Source organism: Okeania sp. SIO2C9 (genome assembly GCF_010672455.1).
Taxonomy (GTDB): Bacteria; Cyanobacteriota; Cyanobacteriia; order Cyanobacteriales; family Microcoleaceae; genus Okeania.
In genome coordinates this window covers 120,201-147,180 of the sequence record NZ_JAAHGO010000017.1, presented here as the reverse complement: position 1 = coordinate 147,180, position 26,980 = coordinate 120,201, and the positions used below count along the sequence as shown (strand labels likewise).

The following is a 26,980-nucleotide window of genomic DNA, read 5'->3' as shown; positions in this document are numbered from 1 at the left end:
ATTTGGTATTATTTAAAAGTATAGATACCCCAGTGTGAGAATTAACATGAAAATTCAAATAATTAATTAATCTGTGTTAGATTACAGAAGAATAAACAACAAAGATAGATCTGTAATGACCGTAACTACAAAAAAATCATAAGTATGAGGATAATTAAGAGTGACTTTTGCTCGAATTAAGTTGTTAGACTAGAAAGTACTTAGTTTGTCCCCAATTAGACTTCAAATATGGCAGATAGAGTAAAATTAATTATAATAATATAGGAATCAGTAAGAATACTGAACCAACAAGTCTTGAAAATATTAGCGGTCAACAGTTTGGCAAAATTTTTATCTATAGTTAAAATTAAGTTCTATGTTTGAAAAAACTAGCAATACTTCTCTAAATTCAACATGATAAATAGCGGAGGTAATTAATGTAAGGATTATTGCTAGCATTAAACTAATAAAAATAGTCACCTAGAAATCTTACCAACCAACCCTAAGATTCATAGGAGATGTAATAGTAAGAGTAGATGCTAAGAAAAAAAGGAGGTGTAATAGAAAAAAATAATAACTATAGTTCATCCCTTTCTGGGATTGAATAAAAGGTTTATGGTGAGCGTGTTATTTTTCATCTATTAGATGAGAAATGAAAACCCTCATCTAAATTCTTACCTCATAAAGTGGGAAGAGAAAGGGGGACAACTATGAGGTACACCCTTCATGTCTAAATAGTTGTCATTTTTGATAATGAGTAGCTGATACATTAATTTGAGATTGCTTGTGTCAGTTTCTTTTAATTGTTAATAGGCTGAAAGCTTAAGTTATTTTACTAACATATTTAGATAGCCTAAAGCTTCAAACACAATGCTAGGTTACGATCAGACTCTCAGTATGGTAGATTCCTACCCAACTAACTAACATTCAGACAGGCAACTAGAAAGTAGAGTTATGACTCTAATCCGACAAAGAAAGACTGTTACTGTAGCTCAAGTTATCAGTAAAATATGAGGAACAGACTAAACGCAAATACATAGTCAGACAGGTAAAAGTTCCAGAATAGTTCATACTTGTCTACTAGTAAAAATTTTTACCATCTATATACTTACGCAAAAGTAAGTTATGGGAAAAAAAGGTGACTATGCGGGTTCTTCTCACTGAGGAGATAAAGGTTTGTCAGAACCAGAAAGGCTGAGTAAGACTTAAATCGTCTTGAGTGACGAACATTCTTTTAAGAATGTCCCCAACAGAGCATTGGCCTGTGAGACGCAAGAGCAGCTACAAAACAGTTTAGTGAGGATGAGGATAATGATTTTGGCACTACTACTAGTCAGAATCTAACACTCTAAATACGAGGAAAAAAAAGTTCAATATCAATAAAGTAAGTCCTGAATCAATATCTATTTATTCAAAGCTTACTTAGCGAACTGCCCAATTTCCAAGAAAAAACATAAACCATACAGGTTTGGTCACTAGCTATACTGTCTTAAGATAGACAGAAAACTTCTGTAAAGTAATTTATTCTTCAATTTAAGGAGCATGAGGAACGCGACATGATCCAGACTAACAATGTAATCGAAACCAAAATTCAGCCTGAGCTAGATCCTAGCGAATTGTTTCCGCAAACCCCAGCCAGACAACCAGATAATGAGTTAGAAATCTTAATTACACAGAGAGAAGGATATACAGATGCTCAGTCTGATGAGAACTACCTGAAGTCTGGTAAAGTTGCTAAGTCTCGTACTAAGACTGCGGCTGCGGGCAAAAAAAAGCATTACACTGAAGATTCTATTCGCCTTTATCTACAAGAAATAGGACGAATTAGGCTATTAAGAGCTGATGAAGAAATCGAACTGGCGCGTAAAATTGCAGATTTACTGGAATTGGAGCGCATTCGAGAAGAACTAATGTACCATTTAGACCGGGAACCACAAGTTAGTGAGTGGGCAGATGCTGTAGATATGGAGTTGCTTAAGTTTAAGCGTCGCTTGATACTTGGGCGTAGAGCTAAAGAAAAGATGGTACAGTCTAACCTGCGTCTAGTGGTTTCGATCGCCAAAAAGTACATGAATCGAGGTTTGTCATTCCAAGATTTGATTCAAGAAGGTAGTTTGGGATTAATTCGAGCCGCCGAAAAATTTGACCATGAAAAGGGTTATAAATTTAGTACCTATGCAACTTGGTGGATACGTCAAGCTATTACCAGAGCGATCGCAGACCAATCTCGTACTATTCGTCTACCAGTCCATTTGTATGAAACTATATCCCGGATTAAGAAAACTACCAAACTTCTTTCTCAAGAAATGGGTCGTAAACCTACAGAAGAAGAAATAGCAACTCACATGGAAATGACCATTGAAAAGTTGCGTTTTATTGCTAAGTCAGCTCAACTGCCAATATCTCTGGAAACTCCGATTGGAAAAGAAGAAGATTCTCGACTTGGAGATTTCATTGAGTCAGATGGGGAAACTCCTGAAGACCAAGTATCCAAAAATTTACTACGAGAAGATTTGGAAAGTGTTTTAAATAGTCTAAGTCCACGGGAAAGGGATGTATTACGCTTACGATATGGTTTGGATGATGGTCGAATGAAAACTTTGGAAGAGATTGGTCAAATATTTAATGTGACTCGCGAGCGGATTCGACAAATTGAAGCAAAAGCTCTCAGGAAGTTACGACATCCAAATCGTAATAGTATCCTCAAAGAATATATCCGTTAGAGAAGTTGGGAAGTTAGTTGGTTATCTATCAAAAATGGAGCGAGTGAGGACTCCCGGTATAATCTCCGATTTACCGGGAGATGAATCGCGACCAAATAAAGAATAAGCACTCCATTGAGATAGAATGATGATACAATAGGGACATGATCACACTAACCTACGAATTTAAGTTAATCCCTTCTCAGCAACAGATTGCCATCATAGAAGATATGCTGGCAGTCTGTAGAAAAGTGTGGAATTATGCCTTGAGAGAGCGCAAAGACTGGATTAACAGTAGGAAATGTGCCGTCAATTGTTGTTCATTACATCAAGAGTACATAATCCCTGGGGATACACCTTACCCTAACTACAAAATACAAGCGACCAACTTAACAAAAGCTAAGATTACTAACCCAGAGCTGAAAAGAACAAATGCCCAAGTCTTACAGCAAGTTCTCAAGAATTTGGAAAAGGCATTTAGCAACATGAAAGAGCAAGGTTATGGTTTTCCTCGCTTTAAGAACAAGTACAGAATGAGGTCCTTTGTCTTCCCTCAGTTTAAGAGTAATCCCATCTCAAATGAGTATATAAAACTACCCCAAATTGGATTAGTTCGGGTGAGATTATCTAGACCAATACCAGAAGGATTTAAACTGAAACAGGTGAGGGTTGTCAGACGAGCAAGTGGGTATTTTGCCATGTTATCCTTGCAAAGTCCCGTCAGTGTTCCGGATACCCCTGCTTCAGGACATCCGTTAGGAATTGATATTGGACTTGATAAATTCTTAGCAACCTCTGATGGTGAATTGATTGAACGTCCAAAGTTTTTAAGCCAACTACAAAGCGAGTTAAAATTACTGCAACGTAGATTAAAGTTAAAATCTAAGGGATCGGCAAATCGACATAAACTTAACCAAAAGATAGCAAGACTTCATCAAAAAATCTCAGACATCCGAAAAGACTTTCACTTTAAGCTAGCTCATCATTTGTGTGACCAAGCAGGAATGATATTTGTGGAAGACCTAGACTTGAAAACTTGGGCTAAAGGAATGTTAGGTAAACATACTTTAGATGCAGGGTTCGGTCAGTTTTTCAATATATTGGCTTGGGTATGTAGGAAACGAGGAGTTTATTTTGGCAAGGTAGACTACAGATATACGAGTCAAATTTGTCCAAATTGTGGAGCGCATACAGGTAAAAAAGATTTGTCTGAACGTATCCATAAATGTCCTGAATGCCAATACGAAATCAACCGGGATGTGGCAGCAGCAAAAGTGATTTGTCATCGAGGTATTACTGCGGTCGGGCAGATCGTAGCATAAATTGACTGTGTAGGCGTACTGTCGGGGGCTGGCAACAGTCTAGATAAGTGCCACTCAAGCAGTAACCCTAAATCGTGAGGTTTGGGAATCCCTCGTTATAATCTTTGATTTAACGGGAGAGGATGTCAAAGGTCTGGTCGCCTTCAAAGTCGTGAATAGCGGTTTTGATAGTTTGACCGGAAGTTTTGTCAGGACATACAGCGTGTACTGTGTGACCGACCATTTGTAATGCTTGAAAAGGTACCATTACTTCATAGTCTTCTACATAGTCGCCTACCAGCATCAGAATTTTTTTTGCTGCCATATTTCTAACTCTTCTTAATTATTGATTTTACTAATTAAAGCTTCTATAATTATGAATCTTAATGGCTCAATTGTGAAATACTAATATTCTCAAGGAAGAATTCAGGAGTCAGAATGGATATTCTATTCGACTAACTAAAAGCTGCTGTAGTATTATTAATCATTCTGATTTAATGAGTTAGAATATAAAAATTATATCGATAGTGGTTTATCTTGGCCTATATGAATAGTTTTTATATTTTAGGCCATCTCAAGAGGGGTCAAGCAAATTGTAGAAATGTTCTATAAAACTCCCCTACAAAGCATATTTTTTTCTACTTTTGTTTAGTAATTTTAATCCTTAAAACTAACAATTAGAGATTATGTCGGCAGAAAATATTCAACTAATAATTACTTTATCTGACTCACAATTAGAAGATCGACAGCTCCAAACAGATACCGAGAATATGCGGCAGGAAATAGAAAAATTTGATGGCGTTCAAAAAGCAGAGTTAATGCCAATAGAAATAGCCCAACCTGGCGCTAAAAGTATAGGCGGTTTTTTAGTAGGAGTTCTCACAACAGAAATTAATGCTAAAAACTTCAAAGCTTTAGTTAGATATTTAGGTAATAACCTCTATAGTAAGACTATTAAAATTAAGGCTAAAGGTAATGGTAGAGAGATAGATATAGAAATTAGTCGCCTAGAAGATTTAAATAAAGTTTTGACATATGTATGGTTTTTCTGTACAAGCTGACATCTACCGGAGTTTGGGTGGAAAAATAAATGAGTACAAGCCAAAACTATTGAATAAGTTGGGAGAAAAAGTAGGATGGAAAAATGTGAGTGTGTCAGATGGGAATCACTGCTCCGATCTATCATTTAAGGGTGCGCCTAAAAAAGGACACCTTCCAGCAGTTGGAGGAGAGTGCCGTTGGATGAGTAATGAATGGATTCAAAGTCCACAGCGTTGTGGACTTTAATTAAAGTACAAGCTTTTCAGTCGTCAACAGAAAAAAGTTTGTCTAATCTTTTGTAGAGTAAGCCAACATGATCGGTGACATCAATCATAAATTAAGTGTAGTATTTGCCAACTCTACCCAGAATTTTAAATCTACACAGTCATTTGCTTTGTCAAGTCATTATTGAATGAAATTGTTGACTTAATTTTAGAGATGAAGATAATGATGAAGAATTTATCTAGATTTTTTTTACAGCGCTCAGACAAACAAACAAACAATCAGGGAGTGACTTTAATTGAATTGTTAGTAGTAGTTGTAATTATTACAATATTGTCAGCTATTGCCTTACCATCTTTTGTTAAAGTAGCGAAAGGAAAAGTAGAATGTTATTCAGGTACAGGACACTGCTATGAGTTTGTTTCTCGTCAATGGACTTGGACTAAAGCAAAAGTTATGGCTGAAATTCGCTCTTATAAAGGTTCACGGGGATATCTAGCAACTATTACCTCTCAAGGAGAACAAGATTTTATAGTTTCTAACTTTACTACTACCAGTTGGGGTGGATGGATCGGTGCAACTGATGCTGGAGAAGAAGGAGTTTGGCAGTGGGTAACAGGACCGGAAACTGGTACAGTATTTTGGAATAATGGTGAAGAAATTGGTTACAACAATTTTGCCACTAACCAACCGAATGATTTCTACGGTCAAGAAGACTACGCTCATCTAGGATATTTTATAGAGAACGCTTGGAATGACATAATCAATGACACCTCCGGAATCAAGAATGAAGACCATCAAGTAGTAGGTTATTACGTTGAGTATGGTGATTGACAAACAGATTTAAACTAAGCAGTACCTTCTAGGGAGAGCAAACCTTAATATAGAATCCGAGTAATTGTTATTGTATCGCTAAGGAGTCAGAAGGACCGAGTCATTTCAGTTATCAGTTATCAGTTATAAGTACCTCTAGTTAAAGTCAGAGGCTTGAAATATTGAACTTGATTTTTTTTTCATCCCCTTGAAAGGGGAGGTTTGAGACCTTATTTTTTGGTCAAGAGGTGCGGAGAAAGAAAGGATTTGAAGTATGAAATTTTTAAATTCGTATTCATATTCAATAGAACATTTGTATTAATGAGGAAGTAATTTTGTGATTACTGTATAACCGGATTTTATTAAGTAGTAAAGGTCAGTAGTAAATATTGTGCACCAGCTAAACAAAAAATTTTCTTCTTCTTTATTCCCTCCTGACTCCTAAGTAGTTAAGATTAATATCATAGGGCTTGCTGATTAAATTTAAAAGCATTGACATATAAAGACTTTAGCTTTTTTGGAGTCGAAAAAAGTACCTAGTATCACGTCTAAAACGCTCAAAAAGGAGCGTATTTTAGGCGCATAGTTGGGCAGAAAAATCACTCTTACAATTCTTACTCCTACTTCCTCTAAATTCCTATTTCTCCTGTCTCCTGTCTCCTGTCTCCTGTCTCCTACCCCAGAAAAAAGGCTTTATTCAGCAAACCCTATCATACACACGCTTCAGCAACACCTTACTTCTTACTTTCAACAATATTCTATAGTTACTTCTTTCTGTTTTTCCCGCAAATATTGAACTAAATCTTCTATTAAATTACGACGAATCGAAATATTTTTCGGTAATAAAGGGTTTTGATAAAATTCATTAATTTTTTGTCCTACTAAAAATAAAATTGAATCTGCTTCTAATATTTCTTCTGCCAACATTACCGCGCCATTTTTTCCTGAAGGCAACCTACCAATATCGCAATTAGACTTTTTCAAAATATCCGCACATTTGGAAATAGTTAAAATTCCTTCGGTCACTAAATCTATTCCACTTAATTTACCTATGGGTGGCATTTCTTTAGTCATCGTCGTAATATCCATTTCAATAGTTTCCCCCAGAAAGCTTGCCACAATATTTCCAGTTGTTCCGCCACAAACAACTCTTCGACCGCGAAAATTTAATAATTTTTCGACATATTCAAAATCTCTATTTTCATCTAGGGGCGGACCTGTAAATATCATTACTGGATTTTTCTTTCTCACATAAATTCCCACGAAAGAGGCATCATCACCAATTTTGCCTCCATAGAGATTATGAGTTTTTTTAATAACATTTTGAACAATATTTCTAGCAGTATGAGTATGATTGATAAATAAAGATTCGATATATTTAGCAATATTATCCCAACCCCAACCAAAATTTAAGCTAACTCCTAAACCTGCGTACAAAACTCCGTCACTAATAGCTCCTAAAAAATCGCCTTTTTCTAGTTTTCCTTCAGAGAAAATAATTTTTTTATCTAATATTTTTTCGGTTTTGTTTTGTAACTGAACTAATTTACCTTTTTTAAAATATAAAACGGGAGGGTTATCAAAGTTAATTACTAAAAAGCTATTATTTTTGGAGTTAATTTGAATTACGGTAAAGGTAGCATAGGCAATTTTTCTAACTTGACAAATAGGTAAAGTACCAATAACTGTTTCAATTACATCTTCTAAAGAAACATCATCAGTATTCAACATATTAATCAAAATTTCTGTGGTTAAAGTGGCTAGAATATTAGCTTTTACGCCACTGCCTAAGCCATCAGATAAAACGATAATAGTTTTATTTTCGGCTTTGCGGAATTTAACTTGGTCGCCACATAATTCTTCGCCTTTTTTATTGAGGCTAAAGTTGTAAATATCTAAAAAATTTTCCATTTATATCAATCTTATTTGAGTTGTGAGAACAGGGAATAGGGAATAGGGAATAGGGAATAGGGAATAAGAAACACCGAAGCATTAACGAAGTCAGAAGTCAGAAGTCAGAAGTTATTTTTGTAACGGGTATTTGAGCAACTCTCCAAAAATATTTCGCCTTAAAGGCGGGGTTTTAGACCCAATTATTTTAATCAAATTATCACAAATGATTTAGGATTGCTATATACAGCAGATTTCAAACTAATGCGGTACAACTGACAGGGTAAATATTTTTTACTTGTTCACTACCCTAATTCCCATCTTCTCTACTCCCTACTCCCTACTCCCTACTCCCTAAAAGTATCAATGTATGTACCTCATAACTTCGGAAACTGCTGTATATCAATTTGATAAAATATTGCTACATAATTTTTGTTATTAGATGTCTGACTCCTAATTTGATACTGTGTATCATTTCAGTTATCAGTTATCACTACCTCTGCAATAAGGAGGCTTGAAATACGGAATATTCTTTTCAAGGAGAGGTAATAATTAATTATTAATAATTAATTATTAATTATTAGAGAGTTTCTTGATTTACCATTTTGATGATTTTTAATAAACTGACTTTTGTTTCTGCAGTTGTTTCTCCTAATAAACCAGCAATTTCTTGCACTACTTTCATCTGATGATCGACTACTTCATTTACTTTACTAACTGTTTCGTTTCTCAGATTAATCATTTCTTGTTTTCGTTGCCATTCATGGGTAATATCAACCATAATACAAGCAATTAAATTTTGGTCGCGAATGGGAAAAATTACTTCTTTCACATATACAATATCTGCTTCATAATTTGCTTGATTTTCTGGTTGATATTTTTTTTCTTTTCCTCGAATTACTTGATCTTTTTCCCATACTTTTTGAAAGTCTGCTAAATCTTCTAAAACTATAGATGCTGGTTGACCAATAATCTCTGTTTGATTGACATTAAACATTTTACAAAATGCTGGATTAACTAGAGTAATATTCATCTGGGTGTCAACAACAATTAAGCCATTGGGGTCATATTCCCAGAGAATTTGCCATAGATTTTTTTCGTTAGCCAAAATAATTTACTCCTTTGGTTTATTAATAGTGGGTAAGATTTCTGATTGGAATTTTTGCTCAATATTTTCGGGGTTTATTTTGATGAATACTTGGTTTTTGTATTTCATTACAATTCCATCACTACAAGATTCTAAACAAAATGAACCTTTTAATTCTATTTTGTCTTCTAGGTGATATTCGCTAATCATACTTTGAAGTTTTGGTAATACTTCATAAACTCCTAGTTGATGACAAGCTGAACCCATACAAAGATATAAATTTTCTTTTTTCATAGTTCATTTTTCTCGGGAGTAGGGGAGTGGGGAGTAAGGGAGTGGGGGAGTAGGGGAGAATTAAACATCAGAATAATTAACAGTAATTGGCGTGCTAATTATCAAAAAGGTTATTTTGCCTGGATATAAATTTTCTTTTTTCATAGTTCATTTTTGAGTAGGGGAGTAGGGGAGTAGGGGAGTAAGGGAGTAGGGGAGTAGGGGAGTAGGGGAGAATTAAACATCAGAATAATTAACAGTAATTGGCGTGCTAATTATCAAAAAGGTTATTTTACCGAAAAATTAATAATTCAATAATTCAATAATTCAATAATTCAATAATTCAGGTTTAAAGCCTCCCCTTTCAAGGGGAAAAAAATAAATTTTTTCCTTATTTGTCAATCCTCTTCCTTTTAGGGAGAGGTAATTATCAATTATCCATTATCAATTATCCATTATTGAACTGTGTTAATTACTTAATAATTGAAGTTTAACCTAAGTATAGCATTCTTTTTTCACGCTTGGTATAAAAATAGTTAGTAAGAAAAAGTCAAGAGAATAAAGACAAAATTTTAACAGCGAATCAGGTGAGTATATTTGAAGTAAGAAGTCAATTTTTGCCCTAAATAAAAAATCAAGAGTAAGATATTTTTAGCCATAGGAAGTTAGAACTTTTAACTTCTACTGATACTTCTTAGATGCTAATTTTATATTGATAATTTTCTTGCTTATTCCTTCTTTTAATTGCCATAAACTGCATCTAAGGATAAGGTGAGTATAGCTAAACTCAGAAGTCAATCTTTCCTCTCAATAAAAAAAAAGAAAGTAAGCATTCAGCTATTAGCGGTCAGCTCTTCCTAGGTCATGCTGCGCAAACAGCTTTTTAATAGACATTTCCAGAAAAGAGGGAGTAGGGAGTAAAGGGGAAAGAATTGATAATTGCTGTAGGATAATTATTTTATTTTTTATTATTGGAGATGTCTAATGAATAAAGCAAGCATTCATTTAATTTCTACTACATTCTCAACCAGATATTCGTATTCTGAAGCTTTAATAAAATTGTTTTTTCTCCTTAAAGGTAATAAAGCTGATAGCTGATAGCTGACTGCTGTTTGCGCAGCATTCCGGAGGAAATGCTTACAAAAGAAAGATACAGCAGATTCCATTAAGCGTGAGATATACCCCGAAGATGGCAAGATTGCCTCACTATAAATATTTAATTGTTAATCTCTCTACTTCTGATGGGAGGAATATGTTGTATTTTTGGCAATATGAAGTTGGAAATTTTCACCTCTACTGATACTTCTAGGATGTTAATTTTATATTGATACATTTCTGACTTCTGATTTATGACTTCTTTTAATTGCAATAAACTTCATCTAAGAAGAAGGTGAGTATAGCTAAAGTCAGAAATCGATCTTTCCTCTCAATAAAAAACAAAAAGAAAGATACAGCAGATTCCATTAAGCGTGAGATATACCCATCGCGGGCAAGATGCCCGCACTACAAATATTTAATTGTTAATCTCTGTACTTCTGATGGGAGGAATATGTTGTATTTTTGGCGATATGAAGTTGGAAATTTTCACCTCTACTGATACTTCTAGGATGTTAATTTTATATTGATACATTTCTGACTTCTGATGTAAGCATTCAACCGTCAGCTATCAGCTATCAGCTATTGTTTTTAGTTGACGATAAAAGCTTTATTAATTATCCTACTAGAAAAATTTGCTCCCTTGCCCTTAAAATCTATATTAATTTAAACACTGTCTTTAAGGAGAGAGTCTTGTTGCTGATAGCTGAAAGCTAATAGCTGAATGCTTACCTTCTGATTTATGACTTCTTTTAATTGCAATAAACTTCATCTAAGAAGAAGGTGAGTATAGCTAAAGTCAGAAATCAATCTTTGCCCTCAATAAAAAATCAAGAGTAAGATATTTTTAGCCATAGGAAGTTGTAAATTTTCACCTCTACTGATACTTCTAGGATGCTAATTTTATATTGATAGATTTCTGACTTCTTGCTTCTTGCTTCTTCCCTCTTCCTTCTGACTTATTTTAATTTCGATAAACCTCATCTAAAATATTGCCATTTGCCGCAATTAATTGAATATGTAATGGCATTTTACCCGCTGCATGAGTCGAACAACTCAGACAAGGATCGTAAGCTCGAATACCTGCTTCAACCCTGTTTAACATTCCCTCTGGAATTTGATTATTGTGAATATAATGTTTGGCTATTTGAGTCACAGTTTGATTCATTGCCAGATTATTTTGACCAGTGGCAATAATCATATTTACTTTCTGAATAATTCCATTTTCATCTACTTTGTAATGATGGAATAAAGTACCTCTTGGCGCTTCACTAACTCCCACTCCTTCGAGGCAGTTAATACCAGCAGTGGCACGAGTGCGAGGAGAAACAATATCCGGGTCATCTATCAATTTTTCAATTCTTTCTAAACAAGCAATAATTTCTATCAAACGAGCATAATGATAGAAGAAAGAAGAAGTAGAAACACCACCTACCCGCTCTTGCATTTCCTTTAATTCTCGGTCTGCTTTTTCTGTACCTATCTGAGAACAAACATTTAAACGAGCAAGAGGTCCGACACGATAAATTCCATCAGGATAACCCATTGGTTTGTAATAAGGAAACTTCAAATAAGACCAACTTTCCACCGCTTCCCCTAAAAATTCCTGATAATTATCTTCGCTTAAATTATCAGCAACAATATTACCTTCACTATCAGTAAACCGTAGTTTTCCGCCGTAATGTTCCCAGTCACCATTTGCGCCAACTAATCCCATAAATAATGATGGAAATTTACCAAAAACTTCCGCTTCAGTTTTCAGTTGTTCGTCTAATAAACCCTTAAACAAACTAATCGCAGTATTAGTAGTTTCAAAAGATTCTGGGAGACGATTTTTTATCCATTCTCGTCCCTCTTCAGATAAAGGAGAACGTACACCACCAGGTACTGCCCAAGCAGCATGAATTTTTTTAGCTCCTAACAATTCAATCACTGTTTGACCGAACTGCCGAAGTCGAATTCCTGCCCTAGCTAAATCTGGATTTTCCTCCATTAAACCAAAGACATTTCGTTTAGCAGGGTCGCTATCCCAACCTAATAGAAAATCAGGACTACTAAGATGGAAAAAACTTAAAGCATGGGATTGAGTTAACTGCCCTAAATTCATCATTCGACGCAATTTTTCTCCCGCGGGAGGAACTTGCACCGCGAGAATTTTATCTCCTGTTTTAGCAGAGGCTAATAAATGACTTACTGGGCAAATTCCACAAATTCTAGCTGTTATTCCTGCCATTTCTGTAAAAGGTCGCCCTTCACAGAATTTTTCAAAGCCACGATATTCTACGACATGAAATCTACAGTCAGATACTTCTCCAGCATCATCTAATATTACTGATATTTTGGCATGACCTTCGATTCTAGTTACTGGGTCGATGACTACTGTTTTAGACATAGTTTATTTTCTCCTTTACTAAATAAATAATCTCTAAATTTTGGGAAATTTGTCAAAGCTATTTTTTTGAGTAAGTAACTAATGTGATGAAAAGGAAACAGGAAAGTAATTTGTAAGCATTAAGCGGTCAGCTATCAGCTATCAGCTATCAGCTTTATTACTTTTACTAGACAATTTAAGCTCGTTGCTCTTGTGCTTCAATTCTTTGTTTAAAAATGTAGTAGAAGTTAAGCAAGTGCTTGCTTCATTCATTTTTATTGCTGTTTGCGTAGCATTCCGTAGGGAAGCATTCCGAAGGAAAGGAAGAGCTGACCGCTAATAGTTGAATGCTTACAGTAATTTTAGTAGGTTGGGTTAAGCGAGAGTGCAACCCAATAAAAAAGATGTGTAGATTGGCGTTAAAATTTGCCCTTGATAAAAAGGAAATAGGAAAGTAATTTTAGTAGTTTTGCTTGAGGAAACAAAACCTAACTTACTTAAATTAAACTCTAGTGCAGGATGGCAGAAATAACTAACCAGTTACAAAATTCTAAAAGCCTTACCAATCAATATTTTTGAGGGCGAATGCAATTTGCTTCGCATAACTATCGTTAACGCCCCTACGACTTTTAACTTCCGCGTAGCGGCACTAGGTTTTGAGAATATTATAAAATTTATTTCTCAAAGCTACCTCTACTTTGTTTATCAGTTTTCTTCTAATTAAAAACGCGGGCTTTTTGCCAAGGTTTTCGAGAATTCCAGATACCTAAACCTGCTTGTTTGGCAGAATTTTGAGCATTTAAGTAAGTAGCTTTTGAACTAGGACAAGTATCATTTAGATGTTTACAGAAAAGGGAAGCTTTTCCTTCGTTTACCAGTTGTAAATTAATGGAATATTACCTTTAAATACTTCTGAAACTATCCGTTTACGACTACTCTTACCTGTATCACTAACTAATACTATTGTACCTCTAGGAATCAGTGTTTCAAGTCTACTTTTGGCAGCCTCAAAAAAAGGATTATCTCCATATTCAGGACCATCAATACAGGCAAGTTGTAGCCGACATAATTGTGAATTTCCTTCCCAAGGAATTCGACATTGTGACATGGTAACTTCTAAAGTATCTCCATCAATAATCTGAGAAATTCTTGCTTGTTGGGTAGCTAAAGACTGGGGAGTATTTAATAGAGATAAAAGTATTAAAATTCCACAGGATATAACAGTTAAAATCAGACTTATTTTGTGTTTTTTCATCAGTTTTTTTTGAGTAGGTTGGGTAGGGGCAAACGGCCGTTTGCTCTTACAGTGAACAACCCAACAAAAAATATCTGTAGGTTGGCGTTAAAAATTGTCATTATTTAGAAGGTAAAAGGTAAGGAATTTTTCGTTTCAGCATCTCTTGAGATCTTATTTCTTTAAGATGTTGATTATTCTATTTAATATTACAGCTAAGTAAATTATTATAGGAGGCGAGCGAGACGCTCGCACTGGGGAAAAAATAATAATTTCCCTTCTTCCTTCTTCCTTCTTCCTTCTTCCTTCTTCCTTCTTCCTTCTTCCTTCTTCCTTCTTATTTCTTTAAGATGTTGATTATTCTATTTAATATTACAGCTAAGTAAATTATTATAGGAGGCGAGCGAGACGCTCGCACTGGGGAAAAAATAATAATTTCCCTTCTTCCTTCTTCCTTCGTCCTTCTTCCTTCTTCCTTCTTTTACCCAAACTTAATCATTTCTCGACCTGCCATTTTTGGCATTTCACCCTTTAATAAAGGTTCTAAAGTTGCCTTAATTCTATCGGCAGAAGGCGGACATCCAGGCATAAAAATATCCACTGGAACAACTTCATGCACTGGTCGAACTTTATCAAGTAATTCTGGTACAATTCCTGGCGCATTTGGTAATTGCTTACTTTCATCTGCCAACTCTAAATAACTTCTTTCTAAAACAGGTTTCGTACCACCCAACATATTTCGCATAGCTGGCACATTTGCAGTAACAGCACAATCACCAAAAGAAATTAAAGTTTTAGTCTTTTTCCTCACCTCAAAAATTATTTCTAAATTATCCTGATTAGCAATACCTCCTTCCACTAAACAAACATCTACATTTTCTGGATATTCTTTAATATCGCTGCCAACCGGACTATAAACAACCTCGACATGATTCGCCAGTTCAAACAACCATTCATCTAAGTCGAGAAACGACATATGACAGCCAGAACATCCAGCCAACCAAACAGTGGCAAATTTTATTTTTTTCGACATAATTAATACCTTTAATTAGAGAGTACCGTTTCACGGAATTCAAAAGTCAAAAGTCAAAAGTCATGCATTATGATTTTATAGCTTCAAAACTTTGACGCTACAGTAATTTCAGGATGTTTCAAATTTGTAGAATAGGGAATAGGTAGTTTTATTTCTAACTGTATTTCAAGAGTTGCTCTAAAACACCTTTTATTTGACTTCTAACTTCTAAATTCTACATTCTAAATTCTAAATTCATTCACCTTGTCCATTGTTTATTTTCCCTAGCATTGACCAAAAATTCCAACTTAGAGCGATCGCGCTCCATTTCAGCTACCGTTGCTCCCTTACGGAAAATAGCACCAGTGGGACAAGCATCCACACATTTACCGCAAGCAGTACAAGCATCTACCTCTCCCCAAGGTTGATTCAAACCAGAAACAATATAACAAGCAGCACCACGACTTCCCACATCCCAAACGTGCGCTCCCTCTATTTCATCACAAACCCGCACGCAACGAGTACACAAAATACAACGATTATGGTCTATACCAAACTGCTTGTGAGATAGATCCATTGCCCGGTCTGGGAAACGATAGGGAAACCGAGTATGATCCATCCCCACCTCTACTGCCATATTTTGCAATTCGCAATTCCCATTCGCAACACAAACTGCACAAACATGATTGCCTTCAGAAAATAACAACTCCACCAACATCCGTCGATATTCTTGCAACTTCTGAGTTTGAGTCTGAATTTCCATTCCCTCCGCAACCTGAGTTACGCAAGCAGGCAATAATTTTCTCGCCCCAGAAATTTCCACCAGACACAACCGACAAGCACCAATATCCCTCACTCCCTCCAAATGACAGAGAGTAGGAATGCGAACTCCTGCTTCCTTAGCAGCTTCAAGAATAGTCGTTCCCTCCTCCACTGCAATTTGATTACCATCAATAGTTAACGTTTTTACTGACATATTTTTTTTCTCCTAAAATTATATCAAATCTGGTCTGGTTAAACAGTTATAGAATGGTTAATTCTCTAGGAATCAACCCACCTCTACTGCTCCCAGGAGGGGAAGTCAGTGGGACCGAGTCATATCATGTCCGGTAGCATCGGTCTTGTATAGTAAATAGGCAACAGGCAACAGGCAACAGGCAACAGGCAAGAAAAAACTTAAATTTCTTGTAGATATCCACGCTAACTTTTACACAAACGATACCAACGGACATGATATCAGGAGTAGAAAGAATCACAAAGATGAGCGTAGTTATGACGATTGAAGATTTTTTTTATGTCCAATCAAACGGATTTGATATTACCGAATAATTAAGGTTTAAATCCTCTCCTTTCAAGGAGAAACAAGAAAAATTTTTCCTTTGAATCAATCCTATCCGTTTTTACTCTTGAGGTAATAATTAATAATTAATAATTAATTATTGAAACCTCTTGTAAAAGTAAAATTGCAGAGCTTTTCAACTCTGATAGCAGAAGGAACAAAGAAGACAGAAAAAAATCTTGTGTTGTCTGAGTTTGAAGCTCTTGATATATCCGCATTCTCTGCTTCGACTGGTATATAGAACACCCGATCGTATCTTCATAAATACGCACGTTTTTTTAGCGAGGAGACAGGAGACAGGAGACAGGAGACAGGAGGTAATATCATGTCCGGTTGAACAGTTATAAATAAATAACGACGGAGTCCTCAGTCCTCAGTCCTCAGTCCTCAGTCCTCAGGAGGAAAGAAGGAAGGAAGAAGAAGAACTGGAGTTGAAGGAGAAAGTTTTTTATCACTAATTATCCGGACATGATATAAGAGGGAAGATGTGGGGAGAAATAATACAAAAAAAACACTCCTTCAGATGATTTTCGGTCAAAATTGATGCGCGAAAAGACTTGACTACCATAATTATTATAGATATCAAATGGGTTCTATAAACCACTTAAATATTTAGGGAGTTAGTATTTTGGTTAATATCTCATCCAAATGCTCTGTTAATTGACTTCTCTAGCAAGGCGATCGCCATCTCCTACATTCTCCTGACTCCTAATATCATGTCAAGTTAATAGCGCACCTCCTTCTTCTCTCCTGACTCCTGACTTCTGACTCCTAATATCATGTCAAGTTAATACCGTACCTCCTTCTTCTCTCCTGACTCCTGACTCCTGACTCCTGACTCCTGACTCCTAAGTTAATACCTTACCGTTGCTGGAAAACTCCGACTCCTGCAATAAATCTAGATACTCTTGCTTAAAATAGTGCAACGTACTCAAAACCGGATTAGGTGCAGTCATCCCCAAACCACATAAACTAGTATCCTTCACCACATAAGACAACTCCTCCAACCTTTCTAGATCCATAGCAGTCGCCTGTTTATTCAAAATTTTCGTCAGCAAAGCATATAACTGTACCGTACCAGTTCGACAAGGAATACACTTCCCGCAAGTTTCACCACGACAAAATTCCATGTAAAACTGCGCCACCTCAACCATGCTAGTTTCCTTATCCATAATCACCATACCACCCGAACCCATCATAGAACCAACTTTGCTCAGAGAGTCGTAGTCTACAGGAGTGTCGAGCATGGAAACAGGAATACAACCACCCGAAGGTCCCCCAGTTTGTACCGCTTTCACTTCCCCACCAGGAACACCACCTCCCATTTCCTCAACAATTTCCCGCAGAGTAATTCCCATCGGTACCTCAATTAAACCGTTATTTCTAACTTTACCTGTGAGAGCGAATATTTTTGTGCCTTTGCTGTTTTCAGTACCAATACTCGCATACCACTCTGCACCTTTTTTCAGAATAGGAGCAATGTTGGCAAAAGTTTCCACGTTATTAATTAGAGTTGGATATCCCCAGAGTCCAGACTGAGCAGGATATGGCGGACGGGGTACGGGGTTGCCACGTTTACCTTCCACTGATTGAATCAGAGCGGTTTCTTCCCCACAAACAAATGCACCAGCACCGATGCGGATATCAATTTTGAAGTCAAAAGGACAGTCAAATATTTGACTACCCAAGAGTCCGTATTTTTTTGCTTGTTGAATAGCTTTTTGTAACCGTTGGATGGCGAGAGGATATTCAGCACGAACGTAAATGAAACCGTGATTTGCTCCCACAGCATAACCAGCGATCGCCATTCCTTCTAATACTAAATGGGGGTCGCTTTCTAATACGCTCCGGTCCATAAATGCGCCTGGGTCACCTTCGTCACCGTTGCAGATAATATATTTCTGACCTTCCGGCATTTTGGCAACGGTTGCCCATTTTAAACCAGTGGGATAACCGCCACCACCCCGACCGCGCAAACCACTACGAGTAATTTCCTCCACGACTTCACCGGGACTCATTTCATGTAACGCGTGGTAAAGAGATTGATATCCACCGACCGCGACATATTCTTCGATGCGTTCGGGATTAATTTTTCCTGTATGTTCCCTGACGATACGGAGTTGATGAGAAAAGAATGGGTGTTGGGAGTCGCCTTTAATGACTTCGGTGGTACCGCCGTTGAGTGCGTCGATAATGCTGGCAGCGTTTTCTGGTTCCACTTCTTCGTAGAGGGTGTCGTCAGGGTCTATTTGTACCAGGGGACCGCGTCCGCAAAATCCCATACAACCTACTCCTACTACTTCAACACGTTCTTCCAACCCTGCTGTTTTAACTGCATTCTTCATGTTTTTCATCACATCTACAGAATTAGCAGCTTGACAACCTGTAGACGTGCAGCAGTGAACTCGAATGCTTTTTTGTCTATTTTTTTCTGTTTCGGCAATGTCGAGCAAATCTTGATAGTCCATCTATTATTCTCCTTTCTTATTTCTAGCTATTAGCACTTAGCGATCGGCAGTTATAGCGCTATGTGCAAGTCAATCAGAAGTCAAAAGTCAAAAGTTAAAAGTTAAAGGTTAGAAATCAGAAGTCATCCATGACTAACTTTGAGCATTGACTTTGTTGCATGAAAGTAGCGTTCTTAACATCCATTCCGAAGCTATATTGCTCTGTTTGGCGATTATGGATGTTCTCATTTATCTATTGTCCAATAGTTATTGCTCTGCTGATTCGCGTACGCTCTCTTTCTATAGTATGGATGTTCTATTTATCTATTGTCCAATAGTTATTGCTCTGCTGATTAAACCTCAAAGCCTTTACAGGTGAAAGTTTCAGGCTTTTTCTGTCAAACATTGATGTTCTATTGATCTATTGTCCAATAGTTACCGAATAATTAACTAATTAATAATTAAATAATTCGCGCCTTGAAGCTTCCCCTTTTAAGGGGAAAAAGCGGTAGAGGGATGGCGAGGTCTCGGAGGCATATCCAATCGACCAAGAGAAAAGAAATAATATTTCCTTATATTCAATCAAGGACGGTTTTAACCAGAGGTAATTATCAATTATCCATTAATGAAAGCTAGTTTCCGCGCGTTATGAAATACATATGCGGAGCAAGTGTGGCAGCTATATACTTTCATGCAACAAAGCCTTGAGCATTTATAAATTCCGTGCCCTATTTGCGTAGTGCTATAGCTTTTTTTTTCTTTCCTTGAGTTTGATTTTGATTTATAAGTCAGTAAAAATAGGTCGTTAAGTAATTAGGGCTTGCTGATTAAATCTAAAACCATTGGCATATAAATACTTTAGCCTTTTTTTTGTCGAAAAAAGTTCCTGGTTTTCAGTCTAAAACGCTCAAAAAGTTAATACTTTAGGCGCATAGTTGGGCAGAAAAATCATTCTTACAATTCTTACTCCTACCTCTTCGCTCATTCCCATTTATCCTGTCTTCCCCTCCCCTCCTGGGAGGGGTTAGGGGTGGGTTTCTCCTGTCTCCTACAAAGAGCAAAAAGACTTTCCATACGCAAACCCTAATTAAGTGAGATGGTTTTTCGGTGGTGGTGCATTGTACGGCAGTGGGAGCATCTTGCTCCCGTGCCAAGCATCCCTTGTTTCTTGTATACCATTACTATGCAGGACTACCGATTTTTCTTAGTTTCCATCTTACTAAATATTCTAACTTCACAACTGGATTCTTTTTCTAGCTTTAAATATTTCCACAATCAAAAAATATCAACTTTTAATCAGGTAAAACTTTACCTAAATATCTATGTTTACTCATGCAATTTTGACTGTTGATTTTTGGCTAAATTTACCGAAATATTGTGGTTTAAAGCCTGCCCTTTTAAGGGGATAATAAATAAAAATTTTCATCTCTTTGTCAATCCTCTTAGTTGTCAAGGAGAGGAAATTCTAAATTCTAAATTCTAAATTCTAAATTCTTTAATCTTGCCAACCTTTAATTTTTTCCATAACTAATTCTGGAGTTTGTTTAGCTACGATACTACCATCAAAAACCACAGCTGGGGCAATCCCACAAGCCCCTAAACAACGGGCAGCCATCAGAGAAATTTGATTATCTGCTGTTGTTTCTCCTACTTTTATATCTAATTCTTTTTCTAGTGCTTTAATTACTTCTCCACCACCTTTTACATAACAAGCAGTACCCATACATACCACACAAGTATGAGCGCCATTAGGCTTAAGTGAAAAAATATGATAAAAAGTTGCTACTCCATAAACTCTACTCAATGGTAACTTTAAACCTCGTGCTATATAGGTCAAAACATCAGGTTCTAAATACCCAAATACTGATTGTGCTTTATGCAATACTTCAATTAAAGAATCTTGACGATATTGATTCCGCTTCATTGTAATATCTAACTGTTTAAAGCGTTTATCGCCACTAGGATGACCCTTTTTTGATTGTTGAGAATCTTTGCTTTTAGTATCTTTCGTGGCAGTTTCCATTTCTATAATACTCCTCAACTTACTGCTCTTGGTATTTGCTTTTGATAGTAGCCGATATTTACTTAATATTTACTGCCTGCTTATTAAAGTTTTAATTTATTTATATTGTTACATATTACTATTTTTTTGAACCACTTGATTCACATTTTATTACATTTTTTTCATCTTGTTTAATAAACAACAAACAAGTTGTTTAATCTGGTGTTAAGACCGAGCTTAAACTTTAAATAATTATGCAACAAAATCTCTAAAATAAACTAAATTTTTAATTCAAAATAGCAAAAGGAAGAAGGAAAAATACTGCGTTGTTTGAGTTTTCATCTTTTGATATGCCCGCGCCCTTTCCTTGAACTGCTATAATATCAAATTGATAAATGTTTGTTACAAATGCTAGAAGTAAGAAGCAAGAAAGAAGAAGGGTTCAAGAATTAAGAATTTAGAATTAAGAATTTAGAATTACCTCTCCTTGAAAATGGATAGGACTGGGTTAAAAGGAATTTTTTTCTTCACAGGAGTCGATTGGAGGACAGCTCCGAGACCTCGCCATCCCTCGACCGCTTTTTTCTCCATGAATGGAGAGGCTTTATACCTTAATTTTTCGGTAAATTTTTTAGGACTTACGCATAATATCAAATCCGGTTAAACAGTTATAGATTGGTTAAGTTAGGAGGAGTTAACCCACCCGCGCGCCTCTCCCAGGAGGGGAAGTCAGGAGGATCGAGTTAGGAGGAGAGATAATTACAAAGATGAGCGTAGTTATGACGATTGGAGAATTTTTTTATGTCCAATTATACCAATTTTAAAAAAGAATGCTACAAAAAGGTAGATATTGATCGGATATGCTTAAAAATAGCTGCTCTAGTTCATTTGAGATAGTTATCTCTATCTTTTTTCCCTTTTTTTCAATACTTACCCCTTCTTCCTTCCTCCCTCTTCCTTTTTTCTTACTTCTACCATTTGTAACAGACATTTATCAAATTGATATTAAACGGATTTGATATAAGGTACGAAAAACTAGGACTCGAGATTGCTTCCATATCGGTCGCAATGACAGAAATATATTGAGGTGCGTAATATCATGTCCGGATAAGAGCGTGATAAGAAACTTTCTCCTTCAACTCCAGTTATTCTTCTTCCTTCCCTCTTTCCTCCTGACTCCTGACTCCTGACTCCTGAGGACTCCGTCGTTATTTATTTATCACTGTTCAACCGGACATGATATAAGTCCTATTTTTGAAAAAAAGGGACATAAATAATTAGTAACATGGAAACTATTTGGAAATTCCAGAAGTAATTGAGATTGCTTCCTTCCACTCCGTTCCAGTCGCAATGACATTTTATATTTACAGCAGTTTTGGAGTTGATGAGGTACAAAATTTTAGGACTTTAGGGAGTAGGGAGTAAGGAAAAAAGATTAATCTTAAAACTGTACCTCAAACTCTACCTCACGCTTCCTCAAAAGTGCTGTAATTATACCTGCCTACTTACACAAAAGACGAAATTATACACCATTTGTACGGGTTAACGTTTGTAGGGGTTAACGGCCGTTAACCCCTACTACTATATGATAATGAGGTACAGTGCTGAACCTGATAAATTCTCACCATTAAAAAAACTGGCTGAAAAATCTTTGTTGCCGTACCTCATCAACCTGAAATACTATGTATTATCGTCGCTACGCTTTCGTTGTATTTTGAATGTTAGGTTTTAGGTATGAGGAAGTAGATTTTTCAGAACTATTCGGAGCAGTTACCTTTAAAACCCCAATTAACGATTTAACCATTAACCTGAAACCTACAATATTCTTCAATTAGAAGATGATATTACTTCCTGAAATTTATCTTCCCAAGAACCTTCTAAACGCGGACCTTGAATTTGTACAACAGCAGAAGCTAGATAATTTCCCCAACGTGCAGCTTGAATAGGTGTGTAACCATGGGTAAGACTAAATAACACACCTCCAGCAAAAGCGTCTCCTGCACCAACAGTATCGATCGCTTTCACAGGAAACCCTGGTACAGGAGTAATTTTTTGATCTTGTACAACTAAACAACCTTCCTTACCATTAGTAATAAAAGCTGTTTCTACCAACTCCCCAATTTTGATAGCACATTCTTCTAAAGACTCAATTCCACAGAAACTACGAGCTTCATCAGCATTGCAAAATAATACATCACAATAATTTGACGCTACTTCGCGGAAGTCATCAGCAAACATATCTACTAAAAATTGGTCAGAGAAGGTAAAACACACTTTAACCTCTTGACGCTTAGAATCTTCCATTGCTTGAATACAAGCTTGCTTTGTATCCGGTCCAGTCCACAAATAACCTTCTATATAACTGTATTTACAACGCTTTATTTGTTCTGCATCAATATCGCTAGTACTGAGACTCACAGATACTCCCAGATTAGTACACATGGTACGTTCAGCATCAGGAGTTGTCAGTACCACACAAGTACCAGTAGGTCCATTTTCTGTAGATGTAGGAACTACATTAAATTCAATTTTAGACTCGAGCATATCTTTGCGGTACAACTCACCATTAAAATCGTTGGCGACTTTTGCCACAAAAATACCCGTTCCTCCACTCTGAGCGATCGCTATCATCGTATTTGCTGCTGACCCTCCAGAACGCATTTTTAAAGGGATGTTTTCCAGGTCCTGCAATATTCCTCCTTGTGTGGGAGCATCCATCAGAGTCATTCCGCTTTTTTGGAGGGAATGTTTAGCGATTAAGTCTTCTTCTACAAATGCTAGAATGTCTACTAAGGCGTTACCGACGCCAAATACGTCTAATTTTTGGGTGTTTGCTGCTGTCATCTATTTTTCTATTTTTTGGCCACTTAGGCATAATATCATGTCTGGATAAAATGCATAATTTTTATTATGATGTCTGGTTGAATATTTATAGAACCCCTGATCGTATCTTCATAAATATTAAATTTTTCTAGCTAGGAGACAGGAGACAGGAGACAGGAGACAGGAGGGAAGAGGGAAGAGGGAAGAGGGAAGATGTGGGGAGAAATAATACAAAAAATTCAACACTCCTTTTCAGATTTTTCCTCACTCATTGATGCGCGAAAAGACTTGGCTACCATAATTATATAGCTATCAAATGGGTTCTATAAATAAGTTATTGGGGTAGTAGGGAGAATCAGGAGATTTGTCTTGTTATTGAGATAATAGGTTTTTTCATAACTAATTATCCTGATTTAATATAAGTACCATTAGGACAAAATACTTTAGTTCAAAGGGAACAGAAAGTATTTTGTCCTAACCTGCACTCGTGTACCATAAATTATGAAATAGAGGAAGAGAAGATTTACTTAGTTTAGTCTCAAACTGGCCTTAAACCTAGAATTATGTTTTATTAACTACACTCGATTTAAGATTGTTGAATGACCCAGAGTAGTTAACATTGAAACCATCAGGTAAAATCGCATCAGCTAACTTAGCACGACTTAAATTAACTTCACTCAAATTAGTATCAAGTAAATTTACCCAACTTAAATCAGCACCATTAAAATTAGCTTTAGTCAAATTAGAAGCAGACAAATTAGAACTGTTGAGATCGACTTGACTGAAATTAGCCTTAGTCAGATTTGCACTACTCAAGTCTGTAACAATTAAATATGAACCAGTTAAATCAGCTTTACTCAAATCTGCCCCTACTAAATTAGCACCAATCAAACTTACATATTTCATATTTGCATGAATCAGACAAGCATAGCTGAGACTAGCACTAAAAAGAAAAGCACCATCTAAATTCGCTTGAGAAAGGTTAGCGCAAAACAAAAAAGCACGATTTGCATCAATTTTTGATAGATTAGCACAACTTAAGTTAGCATTACTCAGATTAGCTTCAGATAATTTAGCACTTGTTAAGTTAGCTTCACTTAAATTTGCCCCTACTAAATTTGTACCACTCAAATTAGCATTACTAAGATTGACTCCACTAAGGTTAGCATTCGTCAAGTCAGCATCACTAAAATCAGAATTACTAAAATCAGCACCACTCAGATTAATACCACTAAGGTCAACTTCCGGCAGCTTTATAGCAATAAAGTTTCTATTACCATTAGTATAATCTTCTCGTATTTGCTTGGCATCTCTTATGGGCATCTACGCTAAATAGTTTAGGTTTGTTCTAGGTACTATTATCTCAAAATACTAATCAATTATAATAAAGCTTAATTTTTTATTAAGTAAAGAAAAGCGATCGCTATATACTCAAGAAGAAAAATGATAGATCGTCAACTAAAAATTGTTTCTCTAATTCCTAGTGCTACAGAAATTGTTGCTACATTGGGATTAACGGATGCTATGGTGGGTAGAAGTCACGAATGTGACTATCCTCGAGAAATTAAAAACTTACCTGTTTGTACTCAGCCTAAATTTAATCCTGAGGGAAGTAGTCGTGAAATTCATAATCGAGCTACGGAGTTATTACAATCAGCTTTGAGTGTCTACCGTGTAGAAACAGAAACCCTAGAAAAATTAGAACCTACTCATATTATTACTCAAGCTCAATGTGATGTTTGTGCTGCTAGTTTGGCAGAAGTAGAAGCTGCAGTGGCAAGTTTAATTAAAAGTCATCCTCAAATTATTTCATTACAGCCTAATTTATTGGCAGAAGTTTGGGCAGATATGGAACAAGTAGCAATGAGTTTAGGAGTGGATGGAAATGAAGTAATTTCTCAGTTAAAATATAGGGTTAAAGCTTGTTCGGAAAAAACTCAAAATTTACCAGTTAATGATATTCCGAAAGTAGCTTGTATTGAGTGGAGCTATCCGCTAATGGCAGCAGGAAATTGGATACCAGAATTAGTTAAGTTAGCTGGGGGAAATTCATTATTTGGAGTAGTGGGAAAACATTCTCCATGGTTAAAATGGGAAGAGTTATTAATTGCTAATCCAGATATTATAATTTTCATGCCTTGTGGTTTTGATTTAGAACGTACTCGCCAAGATACTATGGAGTTAATTAATCGTCCAGAATGGCAAGATTTACCTGTAGTTAAATCGGGGAAAGTTTACATTACAGATGGTAATTCTTATTTTAATCGTCCAGGGCCGAGATTAGTCGATTCTTTAGAAATTTTAGTGGAAATTTTACATCCTGAATTATTTGATTTTGGTTATGGAGGAATAGGTTGGGTGAAGTTATCTTAAGTATCAGATCAAATTTAAGCATTCAGCCGTCAGGTATTAGCTATCAGCTATTAATTTTGGGGAAGGTAAAACCAATTTAGAACTTGAGAGAACTTGAGAAAGAATAAAAAGTTACTGCCAAAGTCCCAGGACAAATCCTGAGAAATAATTATTCATTACTAATTGCTGTTTGCGTAGCATTCCGTAGGAATAGCTGACTGCTGATAGCTGAATGCTTACGATAAAATCCGCTATTCTTAAGTATAAAAATCTTTTAAATATAGGAGTCATAACTCAGAAATAAGGAGGTAAATACAGTTAAAAATATTTATTAATGGTAAAGATGGAGTAGATAAATAACGAATAAGATATCTTTACCTCATACAAATAATTACTAAAAACATTACTTAACCTGACTTATTATTTAATAACTGAAGTTTTCAATAAGTAGAGCATTATTTTTAGGACATTGATATGACTTTATTAATTACGCCTTACATTATTTTTGGGTAGCATTTCCGCACCGAAAGGATACCTCATAATTACACACTTACTTTTAATTTGTGCAAAGGAGTTGCCTGAGAACTTGAAGTTAAGCAGAACAGAAAACTTGCCAAAAACAAAGATATACAGCAGATTTAGTGCTATATGAAGTATAAATATTCAAGAAGAACTCGCCCGATCAGACGGGGTTTAAATAAAGTCTTTGTAGTGCGGGCATCTTGCCTGCCACAGATGTAGCTCACTTATATGAAACAAGCTGTAAATTAAATTAAATTAAATCTCAAATAATATATTTTTATAGTTAAGTTAATTCGGTATAACTAAATGTCAAACTACTAGATAAGTATTCGGGTATTACGTGAGATAAATTGTTTAATTATTACTCCTTGTTCCCTATTTCCATCTCAATATCCATTATTCTATTCATATCTAACTATTTAACATCTAGCAATTTTCATAAGGAGTTAAGATACAAAATTATAGATTTTACCGA

General features: G+C 35.9%; 18 protein-coding genes and 1 pseudogene. 6 read left to right on the top strand and 13 right to left on the bottom strand.

Features of this window, described 5'->3' with window-relative positions; all coding sequences use genetic code 11:
- Nucleotides 1-1,535: 1,535 nt before the first annotated feature.
- Nucleotides 1,536-2,702, top strand: coding sequence for an RNA polymerase sigma factor RpoD (rpoD, locus tag F6K23_RS16280; RefSeq protein WP_293157383.1), 1,167 nt, complete (start codon nt 1,536-1,538; stop codon nt 2,700-2,702).
- Nucleotides 2,703-2,845: 143 nt separating this feature from the next.
- Nucleotides 2,846-4,003: a transposase gene (locus tag F6K23_RS16275; RefSeq protein WP_293157380.1), complete on the top strand. Its 1,158-nt coding sequence runs from the start codon at nt 2,846-2,848 to the stop codon at nt 4,001-4,003.
- 127 nt (nt 4,004-4,130) lie between these two features.
- On the opposite strand, the pseudogene F6K23_RS16270 reads toward F6K23_RS16275, so the two are convergent.
- Nucleotides 4,131-4,307 (bottom strand): annotated as a pseudogene (locus F6K23_RS16270) (DJ-1/PfpI family protein); the annotation flags it as partial.
- A 361-nt stretch (nt 4,308-4,668) separates the two neighbouring features.
- On the opposite strand from F6K23_RS16270, the gene F6K23_RS16265 reads away from it, so the two are divergent.
- The 3 genes from F6K23_RS16265 to F6K23_RS16255 all read left to right on the top strand — a co-directional run bounded on the left by F6K23_RS16265 (nt 4,669) and on the right by F6K23_RS16255 (nt 6,079).
- Complete coding sequence (locus F6K23_RS16265) at nt 4,669-5,043, top strand: hypothetical protein (RefSeq protein ID WP_293157377.1); 375 nt, start codon at nt 4,669-4,671, stop codon at nt 5,041-5,043.
- Nucleotides 5,018-5,269, top strand: coding sequence for a GUN4 domain-containing protein (locus F6K23_RS16260; protein ID WP_293157375.1), 252 nt, complete (start codon nt 5,018-5,020; stop codon nt 5,267-5,269). Before F6K23_RS16265 ends, F6K23_RS16260 begins: the two co-directional genes overlap by 26 nt.
- Nucleotides 5,270-5,470: 201 nt before the next feature.
- Nucleotides 5,471-6,079 carry a prepilin-type N-terminal cleavage/methylation domain-containing protein gene (locus F6K23_RS16255; RefSeq protein WP_293157373.1) on the top strand — a complete coding sequence of 203 codons (609 nt, stop codon included), beginning with the start codon at nt 5,471-5,473 and terminating at the stop codon, nt 6,077-6,079.
- 726 nt (nt 6,080-6,805) lie between these two features.
- On the opposite strand, the gene F6K23_RS16250 is transcribed toward F6K23_RS16255, so the two are convergent.
- The 12 genes from F6K23_RS16250 to F6K23_RS16200 form a co-directional block, all read right to left on the bottom strand.
- Entirely contained in the window at nt 6,806-7,969 is a 1,164-nt protein-coding gene (locus F6K23_RS16250) for a SpoIIE family protein phosphatase (protein ID WP_293157371.1), read from the bottom strand.
- A gap of 559 nt (nt 7,970-8,528) precedes the next feature.
- On the bottom strand, nt 8,529-9,056 hold the full coding sequence (locus F6K23_RS16245; protein WP_367267721.1) for a PAS domain S-box protein: 528 nt from the start codon (nt 9,054-9,056) through the stop codon (nt 8,529-8,531).
- A 6-nt stretch (nt 9,057-9,062) separates the two neighbouring features.
- Complete coding sequence (locus F6K23_RS16240) at nt 9,063-9,329, bottom strand: (2Fe-2S) ferredoxin domain-containing protein (RefSeq protein ID WP_293157368.1); 267 nt, start codon at nt 9,327-9,329, stop codon at nt 9,063-9,065.
- A 2,038-nt stretch (nt 9,330-11,367) separates the two neighbouring features.
- Nucleotides 11,368-12,795 carry a Ni/Fe hydrogenase subunit alpha gene (locus tag F6K23_RS16235; RefSeq protein ID WP_293157365.1) on the bottom strand — a complete coding sequence of 476 codons (1,428 nt, stop codon included), beginning with the start codon at nt 12,793-12,795 and terminating at the stop codon, nt 11,368-11,370.
- A gap of 695 nt (nt 12,796-13,490) precedes the next feature.
- Nucleotides 13,491-13,652 carry a hypothetical protein gene (locus F6K23_RS41855; protein ID WP_367267723.1) on the bottom strand — a complete coding sequence of 54 codons (162 nt, stop codon included), beginning with the start codon at nt 13,650-13,652 and terminating at the stop codon, nt 13,491-13,493.
- The gene (locus F6K23_RS16230; protein ID WP_293157362.1) at nt 13,646-14,029 is read right to left on the bottom strand and encodes a thermonuclease family protein; all 384 of its coding nucleotides are present in this window, start codon (nt 14,027-14,029) and stop codon (nt 13,646-13,648) included. The genes F6K23_RS41855 and F6K23_RS16230 overlap by 7 nt, the downstream gene beginning before the upstream one ends.
- Nucleotides 14,030-14,489: 460 nt before the next feature.
- Nucleotides 14,490-15,041 carry an oxidoreductase gene (locus F6K23_RS16225; RefSeq protein ID WP_293157359.1) on the bottom strand — a complete coding sequence of 184 codons (552 nt, stop codon included), beginning with the start codon at nt 15,039-15,041 and terminating at the stop codon, nt 14,490-14,492.
- A 238-nt stretch (nt 15,042-15,279) separates the two neighbouring features.
- On the bottom strand, nt 15,280-15,996 hold the full coding sequence (hoxU, locus tag F6K23_RS16220) for a bidirectional hydrogenase complex protein HoxU (RefSeq protein ID WP_293157356.1): 717 nt from the start codon (nt 15,994-15,996) through the stop codon (nt 15,280-15,282).
- A 1,211-nt stretch (nt 15,997-17,207) separates the two neighbouring features.
- Entirely contained in the window at nt 17,208-18,827 is a 1,620-nt protein-coding gene (locus F6K23_RS16215; RefSeq protein WP_293157353.1) for a NuoF family protein, read from the bottom strand.
- 1,474 nt (nt 18,828-20,301) lie between these two features.
- The gene (hoxE, locus tag F6K23_RS16210; protein WP_293157350.1) at nt 20,302-20,829 is read right to left on the bottom strand and encodes a bidirectional hydrogenase complex protein HoxE; all 528 of its coding nucleotides are present in this window, start codon (nt 20,827-20,829) and stop codon (nt 20,302-20,304) included.
- Between the two features lie 1,806 nt (nt 20,830-22,635).
- Nucleotides 22,636-23,652 (bottom strand): adenosine kinase, encoded by a 1,017-nt coding sequence (locus tag F6K23_RS16205; protein WP_293157347.1) that lies wholly within the window; start codon nt 23,650-23,652, stop codon nt 22,636-22,638.
- Nucleotides 23,653-24,192: 540 nt separating this feature from the next.
- Nucleotides 24,193-24,954 (bottom strand): pentapeptide repeat-containing protein, encoded by a 762-nt coding sequence (locus tag F6K23_RS16200; protein WP_293157344.1) that lies wholly within the window; start codon nt 24,952-24,954, stop codon nt 24,193-24,195.
- Between the two features lie 120 nt (nt 24,955-25,074).
- On the opposite strand from F6K23_RS16200, the gene F6K23_RS16195 reads away from it, so the two are divergent.
- On the top strand, nt 25,075-26,004 hold the full coding sequence (locus tag F6K23_RS16195) for a cobalamin-binding protein (protein WP_293157341.1): 930 nt from the start codon (nt 25,075-25,077) through the stop codon (nt 26,002-26,004).
- Nucleotides 26,005-26,980 lie beyond the last annotated feature (976 nt).

Coding starts and splice junctions, on each gene's coding strand:
- F6K23_RS16235 (WP_293157365.1), bottom strand. CDS start 12,795: ATGTCTAAAACAGTAGTCATCGACCCAGTAACTAGAATCGAAGGTCAT.
- F6K23_RS16275 (WP_293157380.1), top strand. CDS start 2,846: ATGATCACACTAACCTACGAATTTAAGTTAATCCCTTCTCAGCAACAG.
- F6K23_RS16215 (WP_293157353.1), bottom strand. CDS start 18,827: ATGGACTATCAAGATTTGCTCGACATTGCCGAAACAGAAAAAAATAGA.
- F6K23_RS16265 (WP_293157377.1), top strand. CDS start 4,669: ATGTCGGCAGAAAATATTCAACTAATAATTACTTTATCTGACTCACAA.
- F6K23_RS16225 (WP_293157359.1), bottom strand. CDS start 15,041: ATGTCGAAAAAAATAAAATTTGCCACTGTTTGGTTGGCTGGATGTTCT.
- F6K23_RS16255 (WP_293157373.1), top strand. CDS start 5,471: ATGATGAAGAATTTATCTAGATTTTTTTTACAGCGCTCAGACAAACAA.
- F6K23_RS16260 (WP_293157375.1), top strand. CDS start 5,018: ATGTATGGTTTTTCTGTACAAGCTGACATCTACCGGAGTTTGGGTGGA.
- F6K23_RS16240 (WP_293157368.1), bottom strand. CDS start 9,329: ATGAAAAAAGAAAATTTATATCTTTGTATGGGTTCAGCTTGTCATCAA.
- F6K23_RS16200 (WP_293157344.1), bottom strand. CDS start 24,954: ATGCCCATAAGAGATGCCAAGCAAATACGAGAAGATTATACTAATGGT.
- hoxE (WP_293157350.1), bottom strand. CDS start 20,829: ATGGAAACTGCCACGAAAGATACTAAAAGCAAAGATTCTCAACAATCA.
- rpoD (WP_293157383.1), top strand. CDS start 1,536: ATGATCCAGACTAACAATGTAATCGAAACCAAAATTCAGCCTGAGCTA.
- F6K23_RS16250 (WP_293157371.1), bottom strand. CDS start 7,969: ATGGAAAATTTTTTAGATATTTACAACTTTAGCCTCAATAAAAAAGGC.
- F6K23_RS16195 (WP_293157341.1), top strand. CDS start 25,075: ATGATAGATCGTCAACTAAAAATTGTTTCTCTAATTCCTAGTGCTACA.
- hoxU (WP_293157356.1), bottom strand. CDS start 15,996: ATGTCAGTAAAAACGTTAACTATTGATGGTAATCAAATTGCAGTGGAG.
- F6K23_RS16205 (WP_293157347.1), bottom strand. CDS start 23,652: ATGACAGCAGCAAACACCCAAAAATTAGACGTATTTGGCGTCGGTAAC.
- F6K23_RS16230 (WP_293157362.1), bottom strand. CDS start 14,029: ATGAAAAAACACAAAATAAGTCTGATTTTAACTGTTATATCCTGTGGA.